Annotated in this window: 14 protein-coding genes; 11 read left to right on the top strand and 3 right to left on the bottom strand. The window is 62.3% G+C overall.

Annotation, left to right across the window (positions count from 1 at the left end):
• Positions 1-122 precede the first annotated feature (122 nt).
• The 6 genes from Q0072_RS13130 to Q0072_RS13105 all read left to right on the top strand — a co-directional run bounded on the left by Q0072_RS13130 (position 123) and on the right by Q0072_RS13105 (position 11,153).
• Entirely contained in the window at positions 123-1,352 is a 1,230-nt protein-coding gene (locus tag Q0072_RS13130) for an FAD-dependent oxidoreductase (protein ID WP_298330930.1), read from the top strand.
• Between the two features lie 11 nt (positions 1,353-1,363).
• Positions 1,364-2,545 (top strand): Xaa-Pro peptidase family protein, encoded by a 1,182-nt coding sequence (locus tag Q0072_RS13125; protein WP_298330928.1) that lies wholly within the window; start codon positions 1,364-1,366, stop codon positions 2,543-2,545.
• An 80-nt stretch (positions 2,546-2,625) separates the two neighbouring features.
• On the top strand, positions 2,626-5,808 hold the full coding sequence (locus Q0072_RS13120) for a glycoside hydrolase family 2 TIM barrel-domain containing protein (RefSeq protein ID WP_298330926.1): 3,183 nt from the start codon (positions 2,626-2,628) through the stop codon (positions 5,806-5,808).
• A 172-nt stretch (positions 5,809-5,980) separates the two neighbouring features.
• A complete protein-coding gene (locus tag Q0072_RS13115) occupies positions 5,981-7,780 on the top strand; it encodes a DUF885 family protein (protein ID WP_298330924.1) in 1,800 nt (599 codons plus the stop codon).
• A 15-nt stretch (positions 7,781-7,795) separates the two neighbouring features.
• Complete coding sequence (locus Q0072_RS13110) at positions 7,796-10,135, top strand: S9 family peptidase (protein WP_298330919.1); 2,340 nt, start codon at positions 7,796-7,798, stop codon at positions 10,133-10,135.
• A gap of 4 nt (positions 10,136-10,139) precedes the next feature.
• Entirely contained in the window at positions 10,140-11,153 is a 1,014-nt protein-coding gene (locus Q0072_RS13105; RefSeq protein ID WP_298330916.1) for an Ldh family oxidoreductase, read from the top strand.
• On the opposite strand, the gene Q0072_RS13100 is transcribed toward Q0072_RS13105, so the two are convergent.
• Positions 11,143-12,165, bottom strand: a complete 1,023-nt coding sequence (locus tag Q0072_RS13100; protein ID WP_298330913.1) for a cupin-like domain-containing protein — start codon at positions 12,163-12,165, stop codon at positions 11,143-11,145. The two genes, Q0072_RS13105 and Q0072_RS13100, sit on opposite strands and share 11 nt — an antisense overlap.
• Positions 12,166-12,353: 188 nt before the next feature.
• Here Q0072_RS13100 and Q0072_RS13095 point away from each other — a divergent pair, with 188 nt between their 5' ends.
• The 3 genes from Q0072_RS13095 (at position 12,354) to Q0072_RS13085 (ending at position 19,421) form a co-directional block, all read left to right on the top strand.
• Positions 12,354-15,359: a TonB-dependent receptor gene (locus Q0072_RS13095; RefSeq protein WP_298330910.1), complete on the top strand. Its 3,006-nt coding sequence runs from the start codon at positions 12,354-12,356 to the stop codon at positions 15,357-15,359.
• Between the two features lie 187 nt (positions 15,360-15,546).
• Complete coding sequence (locus tag Q0072_RS13090; protein WP_298330907.1) at positions 15,547-17,889, top strand: Tat pathway signal protein; 2,343 nt, start codon at positions 15,547-15,549, stop codon at positions 17,887-17,889.
• 125 nt (positions 17,890-18,014) lie between these two features.
• Entirely contained in the window at positions 18,015-19,421 is a 1,407-nt protein-coding gene (locus Q0072_RS13085; RefSeq protein WP_298330904.1) for an amino acid permease, read from the top strand.
• A gap of 65 nt (positions 19,422-19,486) precedes the next feature.
• Here the strand turns inward: Q0072_RS13085 and Q0072_RS13080 are convergent, their stop codons facing one another.
• Positions 19,487-20,830 carry a sigma-54 dependent transcriptional regulator gene (locus Q0072_RS13080; protein WP_298330902.1) on the bottom strand — a complete coding sequence of 448 codons (1,344 nt, stop codon included), beginning with the start codon at positions 20,828-20,830 and terminating at the stop codon, positions 19,487-19,489.
• The gene (locus Q0072_RS13075; protein WP_298330899.1) at positions 20,827-22,521 is read right to left on the bottom strand and encodes an ATP-binding protein; all 1,695 of its coding nucleotides are present in this window, start codon (positions 22,519-22,521) and stop codon (positions 20,827-20,829) included. The genes Q0072_RS13080 and Q0072_RS13075 overlap by 4 nt, the downstream gene beginning before the upstream one ends.
• Positions 22,522-22,719: 198 nt before the next feature.
• On the opposite strand from Q0072_RS13075, the gene Q0072_RS13070 reads away from it, so the two are divergent.
• Together Q0072_RS13070 and Q0072_RS13065 are read left to right on the top strand one after the other, a co-directional pair.
• A complete protein-coding gene (locus Q0072_RS13070) occupies positions 22,720-24,096 on the top strand; it encodes a dicarboxylate/amino acid:cation symporter (RefSeq protein ID WP_298330896.1) in 1,377 nt (458 codons plus the stop codon).
• Between the two features lie 168 nt (positions 24,097-24,264).
• Complete coding sequence (locus Q0072_RS13065; RefSeq protein ID WP_298330893.1) at positions 24,265-24,951, top strand: TorF family putative porin; 687 nt, start codon at positions 24,265-24,267, stop codon at positions 24,949-24,951.
• Positions 24,952-25,111 lie beyond the last annotated feature (160 nt).

Below are 25,111 nucleotides of genomic sequence, written 5' to 3'. Positions count from 1 at the left end.
TTGTGTGGTGACCGCCGGGAATACGCCGCGCCAATCGACTTTCATTGTTTACTCCAACTGCTTGCGTAAGAATATATACCGTATACAATATGCAATGATGCGGCGCAAGAAGGAACGTGCATTTGTCTAAGGTTATCGTTGTCGGGGGCGGAATCGTCGGTCTGTCCATCGCCCTGGAACTCCACAAACGCCGCGGCGATGTGATTTTGCTGGACCCGGACTCCCCCCGGAAAGGCGCATCATACGGCAATGCGGGCCATATTGCTATCGAACAGGTGGAGCCTCTGGCCTCATGGGGCCTGATTCGCAGCGCGTGGCGGCGCTGGTTCGCGCGCGGCGGGGCCTTATCCTTTCCGCCGTCAGGGGTTCCGGCGTGGCTGCCCTTCGGTCTGCGACTGATGGCCGCAGCCGAACCGACGCGCTTTGCGCACGGCAAGGTGGCCCTATCCGGGCTTATGGGCGAGGCCATGCCGGCCTGGCGACGGCTGGTGCAATCGCTAGGGGCGCCTGACCTGATCCGCGAAGACGGCCACTATGTCGTCTGGGAGAGCGAGGCCTCGGCCAAGGCCGGTCTGGCGGCGTGGCGTGATACGGATACCGGAACCGCGCGCTTTCATGTCCTGACGCCGGATGAGCGGGCGGCGGTGGCGGCCCTGACGCCGCGACCTTTATATGGTGGTATCCGTTTTGAGAATACGGGGCAGGTCGCCGACAATGCGCGCCTGCTGGCGCAGATGGAAGCGTCCTACCTCGCCGCAGGCGGGCAGGTTGTGCGCCAAAGCGCGGTGGGGCTGAGCCTGCGCGACGGCCATGCACAGGTCGCGTGCGATGACGGGCTGATGCGTGCGGCGGAGGCCGTGATCGTCTGTGCCGGGGCGCGGTCCAAACCGCTGATGCAGGGGATCGGTCACGCTGTGCCGCTGATCGCCGAGCGTGGCTACCATATCCAGAGCGCGCCGCACGGTTGGCCCGCAGGGATGCCGCCCGTGGTGTTCGAAGACCGTTCGATGATCGTGACCGGCTTTGAGGGCGGCCTGCGCGCCGCCAGCTTTGTCGAACTGAACCAGCCCGATGCGCCGCCGGACGCGCGCAAATGGCAAAGGCTGCGGCAGCACGTCAGCGATCTGGGCCTGCCGATGGAGGGCGAGGCGGCGCACTGGATGGGCATTCGTCCGACTTTGCCGGACTATCTGCCGGCCATCGGGCGCAGCGACAAGGCGCAGAATCTCTATTATGCCTTCGGGCATCAGCATCTGGGCCTGACACTGGGGCCCGTTACCGGCGAGATCGTCGCCGACATGGTCGAAAGCGGCACCGGTCCGCAGGCCTTTGATATCAAGCGTTTCGCATAAGAGGTATGTCTATGAGCATTGGCGGTTCCACCATCGAGGCCGAACTGGCGAAGCTGAGCCCGCCGCAGGCCGCGGCGGCCATCGGCGACTATGAATATCAGGCGCGTCTGGACAAGGCACGGCGTCTGACGCGTGATCTGGGGGCCAAGGCGCTGCTGGTCGGGGCCGGGGCGTCGTTGCGCTATTTCGCCGGGGTGCCGTGGGGCGCGTCGGAACGTCTGGTGGCCATGCTGTTGCCGGTCGAAGGCGAGCCTCTGATCATCTGCCCCTATTTCGAGCGCGGGTCGCTGGAGGCCGATCTGAAGATCCCGGCGGAGCTGCGCCTGTGGCAGGAGGACGAGAGCCCGCACGCCCTGATCCACGCCGCCATGCAGGACCTGGGCGGGGGTGTGCTGGCCGTCGATCCGGCCATCAGCTTCGAGATGGTCAGCCGCCTGATGCGCGAAACCGGCCTTGAGGTGCGCGAGGCCTCGGCGGTGATCAATGGCTGCCGCATGTATAAGTCCGAGGCGGAACTGGCCCTGATGCAGCAGGCCAAGTCGATGACCGAAACCGTGCACCGGGCGGCGGCGCGCATCCTCAAAGAGGGTATCACCACGACCGAGGTGATCAACTTTATCGAGGCGGCGCACCGCCGGATGGGGGCGGCGGGCAACAGCTTTGTCATCGTGCAGTTTGGCCACGCCACCGCCTATCCGCACGGCCTGCCGGGGGTGCAGACGCTCAGGGAAAACGATCTCGTCCTGATCGACACGGGTTGCTACGTGCAGGGCTATACGTCCGACATCACCCGCACCTATGTCTATGGGCAGGCCACGGCGGAGCAGCAGCGCATCTGGGACATCGAAAAGGAAGCGCAGGCCGCCGCCTTTGCCGCTGTCGAGGTGGGCAAGCCGTGCGAGAGCGTCGATTACGCGGCGCGCGCCATTCTGGAAAAGCATGGGCTGGGGCCGGACTATCAGTTGCCGGGCACGCCGCACCGCACAGGGCACGGGATTGGCCTGAGCATCCACGAGCCGGCCTATCTGGTGCGCGGTGACAAGACGCCGCTGGCGCCGGGCATGTGCTTTTCGAATGAGCCAATGATCGTGGTGCCGGAACGCTTCGGTATCCGTCTGGAAGACCATATGTACGTAACGGAGGCCGGGGCGAAATGGTTTACCGAACCGCAACCAGCCATCGACCGGTTGTGAGGCTGTAAAGCTAAACAAGTCATTGCCATATTGTATACGGTATAATAATCTGTCCTGAACCTGTAAAATAAGGGCAGATCATGGTCAGCAAGGTGGGGGCGCGCCGCGTCCTGTGTGCGGTATCGGTTTCGTGTCTGGCGCTGCTGGCGGCGACCGGCGGGCAGGCTCAGACGGCGGCTGAGCTTAAAGCCATAGCCGATGCCCCGCCGCCCGATGTCAGCGGTCGCGCCGAGTGGGAACAGCCGGAAGTGCTGGCGGTCAACCGCCTGCCCATGAAGGCGACCTTCTTCAACTATGAGAGCGTAGACAAGGCCGTGGCGGGTCAGATGGCCGCCTCGGCCAACTATCTGACGCTGGATGGCACGTGGAAATTCGCCCTGTCTAAAACGCCGGAAACCCGCCCGGTGGACTTCTACAAGCCCGACTTCGATGTGTCCGGCTGGGGCACGGTGCAGGTGCCTGGCATCCTTCAGGCGCAGGGCTATGGCGTGCCGCTGTTCAGCGGGGCGGGCTATCCGTTCGGGGCCAATGAGCCCTATGTGCGTCACGAGGTGAACGAGGTCGGGTCCTATCGTCGCGATTTTGAGTTGCCCAACTGGAGCGGCAAGGATGTCTTCCTGCATATCGGTGCGGCGGGCGCAGCCTACTATATCTGGGTCAATGGCCAGAAGGTCGGCTATTCCGAGGATTCCAAACTGCCGTCGGAATTTGACCTGACGCCCTATGTCCGGGCGGGTAAAAACACCATCAGTATCGAGCTGTACCGCTATGCCGATGGCTCCTACCTTGAGGATCAGGACTTCTGGCGGCTGTCGGGCATCGAGCGTTCCGTCTATCTCTATGCCGAGCCGAAAACGCGGCTGGGCGACTATACGGTCACGGCCCTGCTGGATAAGACCTATACGGACGGTGTCTTTGCGCTGGAGGCCGAGCTGAAAGGCGTCAAGGGGGCGGGGACGATCACCGCCACCCTGTATGACGGCGAAACGGTCGTGCTGACGGCCAGGGGGCGCGCCACCACGGATAAGCCGGCCCGGCTTTCGGGCACGATCAAAAACGTCAGGCAATGGTCGGCGGAGACGCCGAACCTCTATCGCATGGTCATCGAATACCGTGATACCAAGGGTGTGCTGGTCTCGGCCACCGCGAAAAAGATCGGCTTTCGCACTATCGAAATCCGTGACGGCGAAGTGCAGGTCAATGGCAAGCGCGTCATGATCAAGGGTGTCAACCGCCACGAGCACGACCCCTATACCTTCCGCGTGGTGTCGCCGGAAACGACGCGCAAGGACATGGAGCTGATGAAGCAGGCGCACGTCAATGCGCTGCGGATGTCGCACTATCCCAACGATCCGCACGTCTATGATCTGGCCGATGAATACGGCCTCTATGTGATGGATGAGGCCAATATCGAGAGCCATACCTATATGGCCATGATCCGCGACATCGATCAGCGCTATAAGGCGCAACTCGGCTATAAGCCGCACTGGTACGCGGCGCACCTCGATCGAGTGTCGCGCATGGTCGAACGCGACAAGAACGTCACCTCGGTCGTCTTCTGGTCGTTGGGCAATGAGGCGGGTATCGGTCCGGCCTTTGAGCGCGCGGCAAAGTGGGTGCGCGGCCACGACAAGACGCGCCTGCTCAACTTTCTGGGCTATGGCACGATCGGCGAGGAGCACCGTTCCAACGCCTATGTCGATATCTACGCCCCCATGTACGACAGCCCGGTCAAGATGGCCGACTATGCAAAGGACAGCCGCTACAGCCAGCCGATGATCCAGTGCGAATACGCCCACGCCATGGGCAACAGTCTGGGCAATCTGGAAGACTATTGGGAGACGATCCGCGCCTATAAGAAACTTCAGGGCGGCTTTATCTGGGACTGGGTCGATCAGGCGGTGATCCGCAAGGATGCAAAAGGCCGCGACTACTGGGCGCAGGGCTTCGACTTCCCCACCGGTGAGTGGCAGGAAGATTCGACCATCGGTGACGGCGTGGTGCAGGCCGACCGCACGCCGGACCCGGAATATTACGAGCTTCAGAAGGTCTATTCGCCGGTGGTGTTCGAAGGCGATCCCAAAACGGGGACGCTGACGGTCGTCAATCGCAACGACCTGATCGACCTGTCGGGCTATGCCTTTGGCTGGAAACTCGAAAAGGACGGGGTGACGGTGAAGACCGGCACCTTGACGGGCGTTAATGCCCCGGCGGCAGGGCGTACGGCGGTGCCGCTCGATCTCGGTGCCGTCAGCTATGACCCGGCAGCCGAATATGTGCTGACCGTCTCGGCCGTGGCTGCCGATGACCGTATGCCGGGCGTGCCGAAAGGCAGCTCGATGGGCTGGACGCAGTTTGTCCTTCAGACAGCGCGCCCGGCAGCCCTGACCGCCAGCGGGCCGGTGAAGGTCACCCGCACGGCGTCAACGGTCGAACTGAGCGCCGGGCCGTCGCGCCTGACGCTCGATGCGAAGACCGGCCTGCTGACGGCCTATGCCGTCAACGGGCAGGTGCTTCTGAGCGGTGGCACGCCCTATTTCTGGCGCGGCCCGACCGATAATGACATCGGCACGGGTGTCGTCACCAGCCACGCCATCTGGAAGACCCTCAGCGAGAAGCGCACGCTGGAAACACTGGAGGTCTCTGAGACGGGCGAAGTCAAGGTCGGCTGGCGCGTCGGGGCAGGCTCGGTGCGCTTTACCACCAGCTGGCACCTCTATGGCGACGGCACTCTGGACGTGAAGGCCGACTATGTGCCGCTGCGTGACGACCTGCCCGATCCGCTGCGCGTCGGTCTGAAGTTTGCGACCAGCCCGGCCCTGACTGATCTTCAGTGGTACGGGCGCGGGCCGCAGGAATCCTATGCTGACCGCAAGACCGGGGCGGCGATCAGCCTCTATCAGGGCAAGGTGGCCGATCAGTACCACAACTACACCCGGCCGCAGGAGTCGGGCAATAAGACCGATGTGCGCTGGATGGCTCTGACCACGGCGACGGGGCAGGGGGTGCGCGTCACCGGTCATCAGCCCCTGTCAGCCAATGCCCTGGCCTTCCCGGTCGAGGACCTCTATCAGCAGCCGGTGGGGCAGCGCCATTCGTCGGACATCGCGCCGCATGGCGACGGTACGCTGATGATCGACGCGCTTCAGACGGGGGTGGGCGGCGATACGGGCTGGAACACAGTCGGGCGTCCGCACGTCAAATACCGCATCCCCAACGCGCCGCTGAGCTATGGCTTCACGCTCAGTCCCGTGAGTCACTAGTCCTGAGAGCGTTGGGCGGACAGTTGCCCTGCAACCGCTTATGTCCCTTCGGTTTCAGCGACGTGGCAAACCTCGTTAAAAGTTAAAATCAGACGACGGAGAGAGTTGACTTATGCGTATATCGTATACAACATACAATTTATGGGGCTAAATTCAACATAAGGGGCTTGCTATGATGATGCGTTTTGTTCGGGTTTCAACCCTTCTCGCCCTCGGTCTACTGACCAGCGCGTCCGTCTTGCCCGTCGCGGCGGCGGCTCAGATGCCGGCAACCCCGCCCGCCTATCAGGCTGCGCAGTCGGCTGATGCCAATATCAAGGCCCTTTATGAGGCGGAATGGGCCTGGCGTCAGGCGGAGTTTGACCGCACAGGACCGGGCCGCGGCGCGTCCGGGGCCAAATTGCCGTCGGTGACGCCGGAAACCTATGCCCGCCGTCTGGCCTACTGGGACAGGGCGCTGGCGGAGTACAGCCAAATTCCGCTGGATAAGCTGTCGCATGAGGAGCGCATCAATGCCGAGGTGTGGTTCGCCTCGGTGTCGGCTCAGGCCGACAATATCCGCTTCAGGACCTACGAGGCGCCGTTCAATTCCGATACCTTCTTCTGGACGCTCAACGCGCGTCAGGGTTTCCGCACTGTCGAGGAGTATTCGAACTACCTCGCCCGCCTGCGCGATATTCCGCGCTATTTCGGCGAGCAGACGGTCAATATGAAGGCCGGTGTCAAGCGCGGCTATACCGTTCCCTACGTCTCGACCATCGGCCGCGACAAGACGATGGAGCCTTACACGCGGGCCGATGAAACCAATCCGCTGTATGACGCTTTCCGTGACATGCCCGAAGCCATCCCGGCGGTGGAGCAGGCCCGCCTGAAGGCCGAGGCGATGACCGTCATCCGCAGTGTCGCGGTCCCTGAATACAGCAAGCTCCTGACCTTCTTCCGCACCGAGTATCAGCCCAGGGCGCGCCGCGACTTCGCCGCCTGGTCACTGCCCGATGGCAAGGCCTTTTATCAGTCGCGCATCCGTGAGTTCGTCACGCTCGACATGACGCCGGAAGAGATCCATCAACTGGGTCTGAAAGAGGTTGCCCGCATCCGCGCCGATATGGAAAAGACGATGCGGGGCTCCGGCTTCACCGGCACCTTCCCGGAATTCCTCGTCTTTATGCGCACCGACCCGCAATTCTACGCCAAGACGCCGCGTGAACTTCTGTCCTACTCGGCCTATGTATCGAAAAAAGCCGACGGCAAGCTGAAGGATTTCTTCGCCGTCCTGCCGCGCTATCGCCACGCCATCCTGCCGGTGCCGGACGCCGTGGCCCCCATCTATACGTCGGGGCGTGGCGGGCTCGATTCGTGCCTGATGAACACCTACGACCTGCCGTCGCGCCCGCTGTACAACCTGCCGGCCCTGACCCTGCATGAATGCACGCCCGGCCACTCCTATCAGGCCGCCGCCGCCCTTGAAGCCCCGCCGCGCCCGGATTTTCGCCGCTCGACCGGCTTCTCCGGCTATGGCGAAGGCTGGGGCCTGTACACCGAATGGCTGGGCACCAAGATGGGCATCTATGAGACCCCCTACGAAGAGTTCGGCCGCCAGACCTTTGAGATGTGGCGCGCCGGCCGTCTGGTCATCGACACTGGTCTGCATACGCAGGGCTGGAGCCGTCAGCAGGCCATTGATTATCTGAAAACCAATACCGCACTGGCGCAGCTCGATATCGAGAACGAGGTGGACCGCTACATCGCCTGGCCGGGTCAGGCTCTGGCTTACAAGATCGGTGAACTGAAGATGCGGGAGATGCGGGCTTTGGCCGAAAAGGAACTGGGCGCGGACTTCGATCAGCGCACCTTCCACGACACCATCCTCAACATGGGGTCGGTGCCGCTGACGACGTTCGAGCGCGAAATGCGCGCCTATATCGCGGCAGAAAAGGCGCGCGTCGTGGCCAAGACGGCCTCTGGCAAATAGGTAGGAGCAGAGATGATGAAGAACAGGATAACGGCGGTCATAGCCGCCACGCTGCTGCTCGCGCCGCTGGCGGGGGCTCCGCTGGCATGGGCCGGGCCTGAGGTGGCCGACTATGAAAAGGCCATTGGCCTGCGCGACGCGTGGTCGGGTCTGACGCGCGATATTGCCGAGCCCGCGCAGTGGATCGAGGGCACGCAAACCTTCGTCTACCGCAAATCGGTCGCAGGGGGCTTTCAATTCGTCCGCATGGATGCGGCGACGGGACAAAAGCAATTGGCCTTTGACCACGACCGTCTGGCGGCGGCCTTCAACGCCGCGGCCGGTACACACTTTACGGGCCTGACCCTGCCATTCACGCCACCCTTTTCGATGACGCAGTTCAGCGATGGCGGCCAAAAGGTCGCCATCCGCTGGGACGAGGCGATGTGGTCTTGCGATCTCGTGGCCTATGCGTGCGAAAAGTCCGTGGACCGAAGGCAGGATCGCGGTTTTTCGGGCGTGGTGCGTGATCTCAAATCACCCGCCGATAATACACCGAAGCCGTCGCCGGATGGTCAGTGGCTGGCCTTTGTCGAGGATTTCAACCTCGTGATCCGCCATAAAGCCGGGGGCGAGGCCATCCGCCTGTCAACCGACGGCTCGCAGGGACTGTTCTACGATCCGGAGTCGATCCAGTGGTCGCCGGACTCGCAAAAGATCGTCGCCTTGCGTGTGCAGCCGGGCTTCCGTCGTGAAGTGGTGCGGGTGATCTCTTCGCCCACCGATCAGGTGCAGCCCAAGGTCGATGTCCAGCTTTACCCGAAGCCCGGCGACGCCATCGACATCGACCGTCCCGTGCTGTTCGACGTGGCGACGCGCCGCCGGATAGAGGTTCCCACCGATCTCTTCCCCAATCCGATGGCGACGGACGCTCTGAGTTGGCGCAAGGATAGCCGGGGAGTGCGCTTTGCATACGATCAGCGCGGCCATCAGTTCTACCGTCTGATTGAGGCCGATGCCGCAACGGGCCGGACGCGGGTCGTGGCCGAGGACCGCTCGGACACCTTCATCAATACCTACAGCCGCCGCTACAGCTACGATGTGGGGGGCGAAGGGCGTGAACTGATCTGGATGTCGGAGCGCGACGGCTGGAACCATCTCTATCTGTACGATGCGACGACCGGTAAGGTGAAGACCCAGATCACCAAAGGCGAATACGTGGTGCGTCAGGTGCTGAAGGTCGATGACAAGGCGCGTCAAATCTATTTCGCGGCCAATGGGATGCGCAAGGGTGAAGACCCGTACTTCCAGCACTATTACCGCATTGATTTTGACGGCAGGAACCTGACGCCGCTGACTACGGCCCCGGCCTGGCACGACGTCAGCTTCTCTTCCGACATGCAGTACTATACCGACACCTATTCGCGGGTGGACCTGCCCAATGTGATGGAGTTGCGCCGGGTAGCGGACCGCAGCCTCGTCGCCACCGTCGAGAGCGGTGACATTTCGCGCCTGACGGCAGCGGGCTTCAAACCGCCAGAAGTGTTTACGGCCAAGGGGCGCGATGGCAAGACCGACATCTGGGGCGTCATCGTGCGCCCGACCGATTTCGACCCGCATAAAAGCTACCCGGTCATTGAAAACATCTATGCCGGGCCGCACTCGTCCTTTGTGCCCAAGACCTTCTGGCCCTTTGGTCCGCACTCCAGCGGCGACAAGGTGATCGGTATGCAGTCTCTGGCCAATATGGGCTTCATCGTTGTGCAGATCGACGGCATGGGCACGCAGAACCGATCCAAGGCCTTCCACGATGTGGCGTGGAAGAACCTTCAGGACGCGGGTTTCCCCGATCGCATCGCCTGGCATAAGGCGGTGGCAGCCAAATACGGGTCTTACGACATCAGCCGCGTCGGCATTTATGGCGGCTCGGCTGGCGGGCAGAACACACTGAGCGCGCTGGAGGAATATCCTGACTTCTATAAGGCCGGCGTGGCCTATGCCGGCTGTTTCGACAACCGCATGGACAAGATCGGCTGGAACGAGGCGTGGATGGGCTGGCCCGTCGATGCCAGCTATGCCCGCGCTTCGGGGGTTGAAAATGCCCATAAACTGAAAGGCGAGGTGCTGCTGGTCGTCGGTGAGCTGGACATGAATGTCGATCCGGCCTCGACGCTTCAGGTGGTCAATGCCCTGATCAAATCGCGCAAGGATTTCGATCTGATCGTGGTGCCGAACGAAGGCCACGGTGCCTTGCGCAACACAGGCGACGTCAATTACGGCCTGCGCCGTCAGTACGACTTCTTCATCCGCCATCTGCAAGGCGAAGCGACGCCGGCGTGGAATGCGCGACCCGACACCCTGCCGAAACCGAAGTGACAAGATGACCGATAGCGTAAGCCTGACTCTCGACGACGCCCGCGCGCTTAGCCTGCGCACCCTGATCGGCAACGGCTTTTCCGAGGCCCATGCCGAGGCGATCACCGCGACCATTGTGGCCGGGCAGCGCGACGAATGTCACTCGCATGGGCTCTATCGCCTGCTGGTCTGCGTGGCGACGCGCCGGGCGGGTAAGGTGTCGAACGCTGAACCGCTGATCAGTGACGCGGCACCGGGGCTGGTGCGGGCCGATTCGCAGGGGGCCTATTCCCTGCTGGCGTTCGAGCGTGGCCTGCCGCTTCTGGCGGAAAAGGCACGCACGCAAGGGATCGCGGCTCTCGCCATCAATCATTGCTATCACTTTTCGGCCCTGTGGCCGGAGGTCGAAGCCATTGCCGCCGAAGGTCTGGTGGGGCTGGCCATGACGCCCAGCCACGCGTGGGTCGCGCCGCATGGCGGGACCAAGGGCGTGTTCGGCACCAATCCGCTGGCCTTTGCCTGGCCGCGTCCGCAAGGGGAGCCGTTCGTGTTCGACTTCGCCACCAGTGCCGCGGCGCGTGGAGAGATCGAACTGCACCGCCGGGCGGGCAAGCCCATCCCCGAAGGCTGGGCGCTCGATAGCGACGGCCAGCCAACGACCGATGCCGAGGCCGCTATGGCCGGGGCCATGCTGACCTTTGGCGGGCATAAGGGCTCGGCCCTGTCGGCGATGATCGAACTGATGGCCGGGCCGCTGATCGGCGATTTCCTCAGTCTGGAATCCTATGCCTATGATGCGGAGCAGGGGGCGACGCCCTATCACGGTGAACTGCTGCTGGCCATCGACCCCGAAACCTTTATGGGCGGGTCTTACGCCCATCATGCGGGCCGGGCCGAGGCGCTGTTCGACGCCATTGTGGGGCAGGGCGCGCGCCTGCCGTCGCAACGTCGCTATGAGGCGCGTAAACGGACCCATGCGGCAGGCAGCGTGACTATCCCGGCTAAACTTTATCAGGATATTCTGGCTCTTACGGATTAGGCTTGTCTTCGAGGGCTTTTTGCAACTGGCGCTTCAGCCTGCGGCGCATGGCAGCGTCCAGCGGGCCATAGAGGCCCTTGTCGCGCGGGCTGAGGTGCGCCACCGGGTCGCCATTCTCGCCAAACACATAGTGCGCGAACAGGTTGCGCCACACGCCGCGTTCGTGCTCAGGCAGGTCACGGATAGCGAGGATGGCGTGCAAAAAGGCGTCGGATGGCGCGGCATCGGGCACAGCCGCCGCGTCCCACCAGTAGTTGACCAGCACATTGAACGGCGACAGCGAACGCACCTGATGCCACCAGCCGTAGGGGATATAGAGGGCATCTCCGGCCTCAAGCTCTATATCCATGCGCACCGACTGCGCCTCGGCATAGCGCGGGTAGCGGCTGAGGTCCGGGCGGTCGATATCGACCATGCTGACCGGCACGCCGCCGATGGTGCGTTCATAGGGACCGGGATAGAGGTTGGGGAGCTGCTCCGGCGGGAACAGGCTGAAGCGCCGCCGCCCGGCGACGACGGAGGCAATATTGTCATTCAGATCATAATGGGTGCGCGTCACCACGGCATTGCCGATCCAGATGCGCGGGGCGACATCGGGCAGAAGGTCAAGCCGGTTCTCGGCACCAAAGCCCGGCATTTGCGACGCGATGGGCGTCGATTGCAGGCTGATGGCCAGCGGGTCGGCCTTGCCGCGTTCACCCAGCAGGCGCGTCAGTACCTCGGCCATCGTCGCCGGGCCGTGGCTGAAATTGGTGACATGGGTATCAAAGCCGTAAAAAAACGTGCCCCTGGCCTGTGGCGGTGCGACATACACCCCGGCCGGGGCCCCGCTGTCGTGGCTCAGCAGGTAGTCGGCCAGTGCCTCATCCGATGTGAGCCCGCAATATACGGCAGGCCAGTGCGCCACGACGCCTTTCAAAAGGGCGGGGTGGCGCGCCGGGCGGATAACCTGCTCAAACGTGGCGCGATCCGGGCGATTATGAACGGGCAGGGGATGGGGGTGATCAGACATCAGATTTCCTGCGACGCGATGAGGAGAGGCTGGCAAAAAAGCCGCACCTTGTCCACTGTATACTTTATGTGGCAAAATCGTATAAAATATATTTGACGATCTCCAGCAACGATGTTTAGCTCGATTGTGTCAGAAATGTTTCGGAGGGTGAGGGAACCCGTCCTCTCCGCACACTCAAGGGGATTAAGATGAACAAGCGTACGACTCGGGCATTGATCATGAGTAGTGTGGCGGCCTCCGCCATTTTCACCGGCTGGATGGCGGCGCCGGCCATGGCGCAGGCGGACGGTGCCAGTGAGGCCGTCGAAGAGGTCGTGGTCACCGGCACCCGTATCCGCCGTCCCAACCTCAAGAGCGCCTCGCCCATCACCACGGTCGATGCGCAGGAAGCCCAGCTTCAGGGCGCGGTGGCCGTAGAATCCTTCCTCACCAAGCTGCCGCAGGTCGAAGCGGCCGCTAACGAAAACGGCTCTAACGGATCGAGCGGCCGGGCGACCGTCAACCTGCGCAGCCTTGGCGGTGGACGCAGCCTCGTTCTGATCGACGGCCAGCGCTTCCTGCCGACGCAGGCGATGGACCTCAACTTCGTACCGTCGGCGCTGGTTGAGCGCACCGATGTGCTGACGGGTGGGGCGTCTTCGGTCTACGGCTCTGACGCCATGTCCGGTGTTGTCAACTTCATCCTCATGAAGCACCTCGACGGCGTGCGCATGAACGCGCAGTACAGCATCTATAATCACCACAATGACGAAGGCTATCTGCGCAAGATTCAGTCGGACAAAAAGTACAAGCTCGCGCCGGAAAACGTCTGGACCGGTAAGAAATTCGACTTCAACATTGCGATGGGTGCCAATCTTGAAGATGGCAAGGGCAATGTCGCGGGGTATTTCGGTTACCGCAAGATGGACCCTGTGCGTCAGGATAAGTACGACTATTCGAACTGTGCCATCAACTATCCGCCGGCCTCGGTTGCGCCCGCCGGCACGGCCTATGTCTGTGGCGGCTCGGCCACCCATGCGTACGGCTCGTTCCGCCCGCTGACCTACACGCCGGCTGGCGGTACCTCGACCAATACCAATCCAACGGGTGTGCAGTATGCCAACGCGATGGACGGTTCCAAGACCTGGGTCACGGACGGCCCGGACTTCTATTATAACTATACGCCGGATAACTATATCCTGCGCGACAGCGAACGGTACACGGCGGGCGCCCTGTTCAACTACACCGTCAATGAGAAGATCGAAGCCTACGGTTCGTTCATGTTCATGGACGACGTGTCGGTGTCGCAGGTTGCGCCGTCGGGTATCTGGACGGGCCGCGCCTTTACGGTCAACTGCGACAACCCTTTCCTCAGCACGCAGCAACGCGGGCTTCTGTGTAACGGGAACACGACCGGGAATGCGACCACCTGGGTGGCGCTGCGTGGCGTGGGCGGCGAAGGCCGTCGCAATGACATGCGTCATACCTATTACCGGGCTAATCTGGGCTTCCGCGGCACGCTCAGCGAAGCCTTCCGTTATGATGTGAACTACAGCTACGTCACCGCGCGTGAACGCAGCAACTATCAGAACGATATCAATCAGAACAAGGCAGCGCAGGCGCTTCAGGCTGTTACGGTGGGCGGTCAGATCGTCTGTAAGGACACCTCAGGTGGCTGTAAGCCGATCGACGTTTTCAGCGCCAACGGCCCGTCTACAGAAGGCTATAACTTCATCTATTCGCCGACCTTCACCGCCAATGATCAGGACATGAAGGTCCTGTCTGGCTATATCAGCGGCGATCTGGGCGTTTATGGGGTGACATCGCCCTGGGCCTCAGAAGGCCTTCAGGTGGTTCTGGGTGCCGAACACCGCGAAGAAACGACGGTCACCAAGTTCGATCAGGTGCAGATCGATGCGGGTTCCGTCAATTCGGACGGCGTGATCACCACGGACGAAATTTTCACCGAAATTGAAGCCCCTATCGTTCAGGACAAGCCCTTCATCTACTCACTGTCTCTGGCCCTGGGCTATCGGACCTCGACGATCAAGGTATCGAACAGCGCCAATCCTGAGCGTGAAAAGGACGCCGACACCTATAAGTACGAACTGAAGTATCAGCCCGTGCCCGACGTCCTGCTGCGTGCCAGCTATAACAAGGCCATGCGGGCGCCGAATGCCGGTGAATTGTTTGCGGCTCAGTCCTACGGCAATATTGCTGCGACCGATCCCTGTTCGCAAAACGGCATTGCCCAGAGCGGCGCAACGCTGGAGCAATGTCTGCGCACGGGGGCCACGACGGCTCAATATAACGCGAAGACGATTCCGGATTGCCCGGCGACCTTCTGTACGCGTCAGGGCGGCGGTAACCCGAACCTGAACCCGGAAACCGGCAAGACCACCACCTATGGCGTCGTCTTCACCCCGCGCTTCGTGCCGGGCCTGTCGGTCAGCCTCGACTATTTCAAAGTGCGTATCGAAGACTATATCGGCACGATCAGCCCGACCGTCGCCCTGTCCCAGTGCGTGCAGACCGGCAACCCTGTCTTCTGCGGTCTGATCCATCGCGACCCGCTGACCGGCGCCATCTTCGGTCCGGGCGCAGACGGCGGCTACATCGTCGGCACCAACGTCAATACCGGCTATCTCGAAACCAAGGGTTGGGACGTCAATGCCGCCTACACGCTGCAAACCGAAGACGTATTCCAAAAGGACTACGGTTCGGTCAATTTCAACCTGACGGGCACACTGCTCAAGTCGCTGGAAACCGAAGCCATCCCGAATGGCGGCTCCTACGATTGTAAGGGCCTGTTCGGTCCGGTTTGCGGTCAGCCCGCCCCGGAATGGCGTCACACGCTGCGTACCACCTGGCAAACGACCTGGGGTGACAAGTTCTACCTCCCGGCCGCCGTCTCCGTTAACTGGCGCTATATGGGCGTGGTCAAGCTGGCGTCCAACACCGGCAAGCCGTTCCTGACGGGCACCAAATCGACCATCGATGCCAAGATCCCAGAATACAGCTACGTGGATGTCGCTGCGACCTTCAACGTTACCAAGGGCGTCGTGGCTCGCGTCGGTATCAACAACCTCTTCGACAAGACGCCGCCGTACATGTACGACGCGCTTCTGACGGAGTTCGGCAACGGCAACACCTATCCGGGCGTCTATGATCCGCTGGGCCGTATGGTGTTCGTCGGCTTCAACGCCAAGTTCTGATGAGGACCCCGGCGCTCCGCCCGCACGGAGCGCCGGTGCCTTAAGGGCCTGACGCGCTTCTGTATCTTAAACTTCCCCATTTCATCCGGCGGTTTCTCCTCCCCCCACCGCCGGGCGGGGTCCCCCCTGGGCGGCAAACCCGATTGCGTGACGGTTTGCCGCCATCTTTTTGTCAGTGAGCCAGTTCATGCCCCAAGGATTTCATCGTCGTGCCTTCTTACAGGGATCGCTCGCGGGAACGGCAGGCCTTACGGCGGCTTCGGCTTCGGCTTCGCCCCTGTTGCCCGCACTGGAAGCTCCGAGCGCGGTGCGAACCGACGGTCTGACCCAACTGGCGCAGTTTACCGTGCACGGTACGTCATGGACTGTCTATGAGGATCAGACACGCCGCGACGGCCCGATCGTCTTCACCTCAGACAACGGGGCGTTTTCCCTGTCGAAGCGTCCGGAGGCCGTGTTTGACGACATCACGCCCGCCTATCTGGGGCTGGCGCTGAAAGACATCTGTCAGGCCGATGCCGACCTGTTGGCCGATAAACTGCTGGCGCACGGCGACGACCCGGACCCCGATGAGGTGCGTCGGGCGGCCCCGCCCGCTGGCTGGAACTTTACCCGTGAGTCGCTGTGGTGGCGGATGCCGTGGACGACCTTTGTCGGCACCATGCAGCAGGGCGACACCATGCCCATCTTCCCCAACGGGCGCACGCGCACCTTTCGTCCCGAACACGTGTTTCCTGAGCTGAGCGGTGACGACAATGTCAAACGTCGCTGGGAGGGGCTGCTGGGCGGCTGGTTGCCCGCCGTTCACAAGATCATCGAAATTTCACCGACGCGGCACTATGACCTGCTGGTCTTTGCCGACGTGACGGCGACGGATAAGCTGGTGGTGCAGACCTGGCACCGCACCATCCAGTACGACCATGGCAAGCCGGTCAAGACGGCGTTCGGCCATTCCTACGCCCCGTTCCCGCCACGCCGCGTCGAACCGACTGCCGAGGCCTTTTATGAAGGGCTTCTGACCTTGGCCGGTGATTGGCAGGCGCGCCTGAAGGATCAGGCGAAGCTCAACATCCCCGATGCCGCCCTGTCGGACATGGTCAGCCATGCCTTTGCCAAGGAGCTGATGGTGCGCCCGCAAGGCGTCTATCCCAAATACGGCGTGGTCGATCGCGACTATTTCGGTTCGGAATATGACGGGTTTCAGGACACCTTCACCTCATCGCTTTATGCCAATCTGGAGTGGGGGCGTTTTGATCAGGCCAGGGCTGTCCTGATCAACTATTTCGACGAGTTCGTCTTCGACGACGGGCAGATCAATATGCGCGGGCCGGAGGTAGCGCAGTTCGGTCTGACCCTCAGCCTGTTGGCGCGCTATCTGCGTTATACGGGCGATATGGTGACGTTGAAACGCTTTGCGGGTAAGATCGAAAACACGGCGGTCATCCTCACCGAATTGCACGACGTGGCGCTGAAAAAGCCAGCCGGTGACGCTGGTTTCGGCCTGCTCGACGGCTGGAGCGAGTCCGACGCCTGCCTGCATCAGGACCCCTCGGTGTGGTGGAAACCCTATTGGAATAACTCGGCCTTCGCCGTGCGTGGCTGGCGTGACATCGCGGCGGTGTGGGCCGTTATTGCGCCAGAGCGGGCCGGGCAGGCCGCCGACTGGAAGAGGCGCGCCGACACGCTTCAGGCGCAACTGGTCAAGACTCTGCGCGCCCATATCCGCCATGACCTGACACCGCCCTATGTGGCCATCCTGCCGGGGGCCACACTGACCCATCGTCAGGCCATGATCGAATCCGCTCGCACCAAGACCGGTAATGAGCAGGGCTGGGCGCACCGCGCCTATGCCGAACTGCTGCACGCCGACGTCCTGCCCGACGATCTGGCGCAGACGGTCATCAACGCCGTGCGTGGGCATGGCGGCACGGCCATCGGCGTGCTGGCCAACTTCGGTCCGCCCAGCGACGACAGCCGCGACCAGCTTGGCTTTATCTCTTACGGCTATGCCCAGCAGTTGTTGCGTTCAGATCGCATCGAGGAATATCTGCTGTTCCTGCATTCGCACCGCTACCATTCGCATACGCCCGGCACCTGGGTGGCGGGGGAGGTCACGGGCATCACCGGCGGCCTGCCGCTGTTCTGTATTCCGGCGCAGTTGACGATCCCCAAGCTGGTGCGCTGGGCGCTGGTGTTCGAGTCGTCGGACGAAGACACCCTATGGCTGGGGCGTGCCGTGCCGCGCCAATGGTTTGCGTCCGAACAGCCCATCGCCCTTACCGGCGCGCCGACGCGCTGGGGGCCGGTCGATCTGCATCTGCAAAGACAGGGACTCACGCTCACGGGCGACGTCCGCCTGAGCGGCGCGACCCTGCCGTCAGAGGTGCGTCTGCGCCTGCGGGTGCCGAAAGACATGCGACTGGCTTCGGTCACGGTGAACGGCAAAAAAGCGGTCGTTGAGGGCGAAGATGTGGTGATCCGGCCACAGGGCGGGCCATTGCATGTACAGGCCCGCTTGCGCGAGCTTTAAAAGTTGCGTTTGATACGAGTGTAGTGCGACCGTCAACTGGACGGTTGACAGTCGCAATAAAAGCGACACAAATCGTATACGAAACGGGGATCGACGCTGCGGCGTCTTGTTTAAGGGACTTTTTCATGGGATTGTTTGGACCGCTAAAACCGCTGCATCGGGCGGAAGAAGACGGCAAGGCGCTGGCTAAGACGCTGAGCTGGCCGCATCTGATGGCGCTGGGCATCGGCGGTATTATCGGCACCGGCATCTACACGCTGACCGGCGTGGGGGCGGGGTTGGCCGGGCCCGGTGTGCTCGTCTCCTTTGCCCTGTGCGGTCTGGTCTGCGCCTGCGCAGCCCTGTGCTACACCGAAATGTCCACCCTGATCCCCGCCGCGGGTTCGGCCTATACCTATACCTATTCGGCCATCGGTGAGGTGGCGGGTTGGGTCGTCGGCTGGGCGCTGATCCTCGAATATTCGCTGGCCTGCTCCAGCGTGGCGGTCGGCTGGTCGGCGCACCTTGTCGGCTGGCTGAATGAGGGGATGGGCCTGCAATTACCGGCTTTCCTGCTTAACGCGCCGCACGCGGGCGGCCTCGTCAACCTGCCGGCGGTGCTGGTGTCGCTGGCGGTGATGGGCCTTTTGATGATCGGCGCGCGCGAAAGCGCCACGCTGAACATCCTTTTGGTCATCATCAAGATCGTCGCACTGGGGGCCTTTATCGTCCTGGGCCTGCCCGCCATTCAGGCCGGAAACTACGACCCGTTCGCCCCCTATGGCTTTATCGGTCAGCAGATCGGCGGCGAAAAGGTCGGTATCATGGCCGCCGCCGCCATCGTCTTCTTCGCCTTCTTCGGCTTTGACGCCGTCTCAACCTCGGCCGAAGAGGCCAAGAAGCCGGGCCGCGACCTGACCATCGGCATTCTGGGTTCCATGGCCGTTTCGACCCTGATCTACATGCTGGTTGCCGCGGTGGCCGTCGGCGTCGCGCCGTTTCAGGAAATCGCCAACAGCGCCGAGCCTCTGCCGCATATCCTGCGGGAAATCGGCTATCCGATGGTGGCTGGTCTGGTCGGTCTGGCGGCCATTGTCGCCCTGCCGTCGGTCATTCTGGTGATGATGTACGGTCAGAGCCGCATCTTCTTCGTCATGGCGCGCGATGGCCTGCTGCCGCAGGCGGTGGCCAAGGTCAACAAGAAGGGCTCACCGGCTCTGATCACACTGATCACCGGTATCTTCGTGGCCATTTTTGCCGGCTTTGTGCCGCTGAAAGAGATCGCCGCCCTGTCGAACGCCGGGACGCTGATCGCCTTTATCGCCGTGGCCCTGTCGATGATCATCCTGCGCCGCCGTTTCCCGGACCTGCCGCGCACCTTCAAGACGCCGGCCTATCTGCTGGTCGGCATTGCGGCTATCGCGGGTTGCGCCTTCATCTTCTACAGCCTGCCGATCCAGAGCCAGGTCTTCACCCTGATCTGGATGGCGATTGGCCTGGTCGTCTATTTCTCTTATGGCAAGTGGCACAGCCGCTTGAAAAAAGGCGCATAGGCGTTCTCACACCCAAAGACGCATGAAGGGCGGGGGAAACCTCGCCCTTTTTCTTTGCGTTAAGTTTATCGCCCCCGATAGACATTCAGGTCGATGCCATAGCGGTTGACCTTATCGTAGAAGGTCTTGCGCGGCAGTTTGAGTGCCTCCATCACGCTGCGCACCTGTCCTTCGTGGCGCTCCAGCGTTTCGCGCAGCAGGGCCTCTTCGTAGCGCGCCACCTGTTCGGCCAGACCGGGCGCATCGGCATCGTTGCCCGGCAGGCTGTCGTCGATGCCCAGCGCATAGCGTTCGGCATATTGTTCCAGCTCGCGCACATTGCCGGGCCAGTCGTGCTGGCGCAGGTGGCTCTGGACCTGAAGGCTGAGGCGCGGGGCCGGGCGGCCAAGGCGCGCCGCCGCCGCCAGCAGGAAGTGCTGAAACAACAGTGGAATGTCCTCACGCCGTTCGCTGAGCGGCGGCACGCGCAGGGTCACGCCGCTCAGGCGGTAATAGAGATCGGCGCGGAACCGCCCGTCACGCACGGCCTGCACCAGATCAATGCGCGTGGCGGCGATGACGCGGATATCGACCTGCCGCGGGCTTTCGGCCCCCTCCGGCCACACCTCGCGCGTTTCCAGCACGCGCAAAAGCCGCGCCTGCTGGCTGAGCGTCAGCCCCTCGACCTCATCGAGGAACAGCGTCCCCCTGTGCGCCTTTTCGATGCGTCCGATCAGGCGTGGGGCACCGGGGCGCAGGCCCGTTTCGCTGCCGAACAGCTCGCTCTGAAAGCGTTCCTCGTCCAGAGCTGCGCAGCCGATATGCACAAAGGCCCGGCCTTTGCGGGCACTGAGGGCGTGCAGGGCGCGCGCCACGCGGTCCTTGCCCACGCCCGTATCGCCGCTGATCAGCGTATCGACCTCCGCCTCGGCGACGCGCACCACCACGCTTTTCAGATGGGTCATGACGGCGGAATCGCCCAGCAGCGGGTAGCGGCTGTCCTGATCGGCCAGTTGCGCATGGGCCTGCCGCAGGCGGCGGTTTTCTAGCACCAGTTCGCGCGTCTGTAAGGCCCGGCGCACGCTCTGACGCAGATCGTCCTGCGCAAAGGGCTTCGACAGGAAATCATAGGCCCCGTCCTTCAGGGCCTGCACGGCCATCGGCACGTCGCCGTGCCCGGTCATCAGGATCACCGGCAGGTCGGGGTCTATGGCGCGGATGCGTGCAAAGATCTCCAGCCCGTCCATCACCGGCATCCGCACATCGGTGATCACCACGCCGGGAAAGCTGGCATCCAGAGCTTTCAGGGCGTCGGCACCACTGGCAAAGGCCTGCACGCTAAAGCCGTCGAGGCGCAGAGCCTGACTTTGCGCCGCCAGCAGGTCAGCATCGTCGTCAATCAGGATCAGGGGCGCGGTCACAGGGGTCATGAGGCTTTACGCAGGGTCAGAATGAAGGTGGCACCGGTCTCAGAGCTTTCGGCGCTGAGCGCCCCGCCAAAATCGCGCAGAATATCGTGGGCGATGACGAGGCCGAGACCCAGCCCCTTGGGCTTGGTGGTGACGAAGGGGGTGAACAGTTGTGCCTGCACCTGCGGCGGCAGGCCGGGTCCGTTATCAGCGACGCGCAAGCGCACCTGATCGCCGTTCATGCTGAGGCTTATGTGCACCTGCGCATCGGATACGCTTTCCAGCGCCTCAAAGGCGTTTTGCAGCAGATTGACCAGCACCTGCTCCAGCCGCACGCGGCTGGCCATAACCCGCAATTCCGGGTCGATGGGATCGCAACGGAGGCTTACGCGGTGGTCGCGCAGGCGACTTTCATTGAGCAGGATGGACGAGTCCACCGCCTCTTTCAGGGATACGGGCGCAACCTCGCTGGAGGCCTTGCGCGAAAAGGTGCGCAATTCCCCGGTGATGTGACCGAGGCGGTCGCACATGCGAATAATGGCGTTGAGATTTTCGGCAATGATCGCCTTCGCTCCACGCACTGAAGGGGTCTGGCTGGCGGCGGTTTCGGCCAGCACGCGGATGGTGGCGACTGGCTGATTGATTTCGTGGGCCACGCCGGCGGTGATCTGCCCCAGACTGGCCAGCTTGTTGGCCTGCACCAGATCGGCCTGGAGGCGGCTGAGGCGGCGTTCGGCGGCGCGCCGTTCGCGCACCTCCTTCGACAGGCGGTCATTGGTGGCGCTCAGGGCCTCGGTGCGGGCGGCCACATCGCGCTCCAGCCGTTCGCGGTATTCGGCTTCGCGCGCCGCCGACAGCCGCCTCTGCCGCAACCGCCGCCATTGCCAGGCGCTCAGCGTGCCCAGCAGGCCGAAGGCCAGAGCGCCGGTCAGGGTGGCGGCGATGGCGGTATCGCGCGCCGCCTGATCGCTGCTGATGACGTGCAGCTTCCAGCCGAGGCCGGGCAGGTCGATCATCGTGTCGATCTGGCGGTCCGTCAGGGAAGGGAGGGGTTTGAAGCGCCGCTCAGGGTGCGCGGTCAGAAAGACCTCGCCCGTGGGGCCCGTAACGTAGGTGTCTTCGCCCAGCCCGCTCCAGGTGGCCTCGATGGGGTCGAACTCCATCTTCACCACCACCACGCCGAGCCGCCGCCCGGAGTCCGTGACGGCGCGGGCGAAAAACAGGCCGGGCTTGCGGCTGACCGTGCCCAGCGCAAACTGCGTCGCCGTGCCCTTGGTCATGGCTTCGCGGAAATAGGGGCGGAAACTGTAATTGCTGCCGACGAAGGAGACGGGCAGGGCCCAGTTGCTGGCCGCTACCGTCTGGCCAGAGGCCTGAATGATATAGATGACCGCGCTGCGCGTCTGGGTGCGCAAACGATCCAGCTTTTTGGAGACGCCGCTATAGAGCGCGGGCCGGTTGCCGAGTAGCGCGACGGTCACGTCGCTGTCGTCGCTGAGGACCAGAGCGACCGTCGCCTGCCGTTCCATCTCGCTTTGCAGGACGGCGGCCCGCAACCGCGCCCGCGTTTCGACGCCCTCAGAGACACTGCGCAGGGCCCCGGTATAGCTCAGGCTATAGACGCCCCACAGGGCCAGACCCAGACCGGCCACACAGGCAAGGCCGGCGAGGATCAGTAGAGGCAGTCGAATCTTGCGCGGCACAAGGAACATGTGGCTATCATAAACCTTTGCGAAATTTCGCACAATGTCTGGATGGTGTGTGTGAAATTCCACACAAAATAAGGGCCTGCCATTGCTATAATTTTCTATATTTCAATGAATTAATGAAAATTGGCCGAATTGTGGGCACAGGGGTGGTGCCGGATTATGGTGGGTTAACAAAAACCACCAAAGGGTCGAGGAACACCCATGCAGATGCATATCCCTACGGACACGCTGACCGCGACCGCGCCGCGCAAGCGTCCCTTCTACACCCATCTCTATTTTCAGGTGCTGGTCGCCATCGCTCTGGGGGCAGCCATCGGGCACTTTTACCCGCAGACCGGCGAGGCGCTGAAACCGCTGGGCGACGGCTTTATCAAGCTGGTCAAGATGATCATTTCGCCGGTCATCTTCCTGACCATCGTCACCGGCATCGCCGGCATGGGCTCGCTGAAAGGCGTCGGCGCGGTCACGGGCAAGGCGTTTGCCTACTTTCTGACCTTTTCGACCCTGGCCCTGATCGTTGGCCTGATCGTCGCCAATGTGGTGCAGCCCGGTCACGGCATGAATATCGACCCGGCGACGCTGCACAATGCCAAGGTGGACGAATACGCCGCCAAGGCGCACGAAACGAGCCTGATCGGCTTCGTGATGGACATTATCCCGACGACCTTCACCTCGGCCTTTGTCGAAGGCAATATCCTTCAGGTGCTGTTTATCGCCATCCTGTTCGGCATTTCGCTGATCTTTGTCGGTGAGCGCGCCAAACCGCTGGTCAACCTGCTGGAAACCGTCAGCCACGCCATCTTTAAAATGGTGTCGATCCTGATGAAGGCCGCGCCTATCGGTGCCTTCGGGGCCTTTGCCTTCACCATCGGCAAGTACGGCATCGCCTCCATCGTCAATCTGGCGGCGCTGGTCGGCACCTTCTATGCCACCTCGGCCCTGTTTGTGATCGTCATTCTGGGGGCCGTTTGTGCCGCCAACGGCTTCTCGATCTTCAAGCTGATCGGCTATCTGAAGGCGGAGCTTCTTCTGGTGCTCGGCACCTCGTCCTCGGAATCGGCCCTGCCGAGCCTGATGGAAAAGATGGAGGCCGCGGGCTGCAAGCGTTCGGTCGTCGGCCTCGTCGTGCCGACCGGCTATTCGTTCAACCTTGATGGCACCAATATCTACATGACGCTGGCGGCCCTGTTTATTGCTCAGGCCACCAATACCCACCTGTCGCTTGAGCAACAACTGCTGCTTCTGTCGGTCGCCATGCTGTCGTCCAAAGGTGCAGCGGGGGTGACGGGCGCGGGCTTCATCACCCTGGCCGCCACCCTGTCGGTGGTGCCCACCGTGCCCATCGCCGGTATGGCCATTATTCTGGGCGTTGACCGCTTCATGTCGGAATGCCGCTCGATCACCAACTTTATCGGCAATGCGGTCGCCACCGTCGTCGTCAGCCGCTGGGAAAAGTCAGTGGATATGGACACCTTCCGCGCCGCGTTGAGTGGCAAGCCCGTGGCTGTGGCCGAACCGGTCATGGCCATCCACGGGGCTCCGGCCGGCGTCCAGTTCGGCGAAAAGAGCGCGGACTGACCCTTAAAGAACGGAGCTTCCGGCCATCCCCGGCCGTGTCCCCCCAAGGTTCCGTTCTGACTGACCCGTGCCAGTGTATCGGTTCGAGCCTTCGGCACGGGTCCTTTTTAATCCCTTCTTTTTAGATGAATGCGAGACTGCGCCGCGGTTTCGCCAACGGAGACCCTCATGTCTGCGAATAGCCTTCTTTTGCCCACCGCCCTGCTTCTTGCCTTGCCGGTGGTCGTTCAGGCCGAAACGGTCAAATACTCGGCGGAAATCAAAGCCCTCAGCGACGGCATCTATCGCGCCGTCAGCCAGACCGAAGGCCGCCCGCAATACACGGTGGGCGGTCAGGCCGCCTATGGCAAGGTGTTTGGCGGCTTCCTGTACAAGTCGATGCGTGACCGCACGACCGGGGTCGATAACCAGACCCAGCTTCTGATCGGGTATAAATCGAAGTGGCTGGGCAATGACGTCACGTCGCGCGCCATCTTCAAGCAGTACAACGGCACCAAAACCGGCATTGATAACGAGTTTATGGAGTATGAGATCAATGCCGCGCGCAAGCTGAACGCGCGCCTGACGGCCAAGCTCAATCTGGCCTATTCGCCGGACAACTATGGCAAGGCAAAGCAGGCGACCTTTACCGAATGGGGGCTGGATTACAAGGTGACGCCGAAACTGACGGTTCAGGCGGCCAACGGCTTCCGCCACAATCGGGAGAGTGTAGATTACACCAGCTATCTGGCCGGGATGAGCTATGCGGTGACGTCGAAGTTTCTGGTCAGCCTGACCTATACCACGACGGACAAGGGCGATCTGGGGGCCAAATACGGCGATTCGACCTTCGTTACCCTGTCGAAGAAGTTTTAGAGCGGTATGATTTTAAGTGGAAACGGCTTCGCGCTTTAGCACCTCCCCTGATTTCAGGGGAGGGTGGCCCGAAGGGCCGGGTGGGGTTAAAGCAGCGGTATTTAACCCCACCGTCTTTGACGCCTGAGCGGCGTCAAATCCACCTCCCCTGAAATCAGGG

The sequence above is a fragment of the Asticcacaulis sp. genome (assembly GCF_027484505.1).
Taxonomy (GTDB): Bacteria; Pseudomonadota; Alphaproteobacteria; order Caulobacterales; family Caulobacteraceae; genus Asticcacaulis.
Note: the sequence above shows the minus strand (reverse complement) of the source record. Positions and strands in the feature narration are given on the sequence as shown.

Coding starts and splice junctions, on each gene's coding strand:
- Q0072_RS13125 (WP_298330928.1), top strand. CDS start 1,364: ATGAGCATTGGCGGTTCCACCATCGAGGCCGAACTGGCGAAGCTGAGC.
- Q0072_RS13120 (WP_298330926.1), top strand. CDS start 2,626: ATGGTCAGCAAGGTGGGGGCGCGCCGCGTCCTGTGTGCGGTATCGGTT.
- Q0072_RS13115 (WP_298330924.1), top strand. CDS start 5,981: ATGATGATGCGTTTTGTTCGGGTTTCAACCCTTCTCGCCCTCGGTCTA.
- Q0072_RS13110 (WP_298330919.1), top strand. CDS start 7,796: ATGAAGAACAGGATAACGGCGGTCATAGCCGCCACGCTGCTGCTCGCG.
- Q0072_RS13105 (WP_298330916.1), top strand. CDS start 10,140: ATGACCGATAGCGTAAGCCTGACTCTCGACGACGCCCGCGCGCTTAGC.
- Q0072_RS13100 (WP_298330913.1), bottom strand. CDS start 12,165: ATGTCTGATCACCCCCATCCCCTGCCCGTTCATAATCGCCCGGATCGC.
- Q0072_RS13095 (WP_298330910.1), top strand. CDS start 12,354: ATGAACAAGCGTACGACTCGGGCATTGATCATGAGTAGTGTGGCGGCC.
- Q0072_RS13090 (WP_298330907.1), top strand. CDS start 15,547: ATGCCCCAAGGATTTCATCGTCGTGCCTTCTTACAGGGATCGCTCGCG.
- Q0072_RS13085 (WP_298330904.1), top strand. CDS start 18,015: ATGGGATTGTTTGGACCGCTAAAACCGCTGCATCGGGCGGAAGAAGAC.
- Q0072_RS13080 (WP_298330902.1), bottom strand. CDS start 20,830: ATGACCCCTGTGACCGCGCCCCTGATCCTGATTGACGACGATGCTGAC.
- Q0072_RS13075 (WP_298330899.1), bottom strand. CDS start 22,521: ATGTTCCTTGTGCCGCGCAAGATTCGACTGCCTCTACTGATCCTCGCC.
- Q0072_RS13070 (WP_298330896.1), top strand. CDS start 22,720: ATGCAGATGCATATCCCTACGGACACGCTGACCGCGACCGCGCCGCGC.
- Q0072_RS13065 (WP_298330893.1), top strand. CDS start 24,265: ATGTCTGCGAATAGCCTTCTTTTGCCCACCGCCCTGCTTCTTGCCTTG.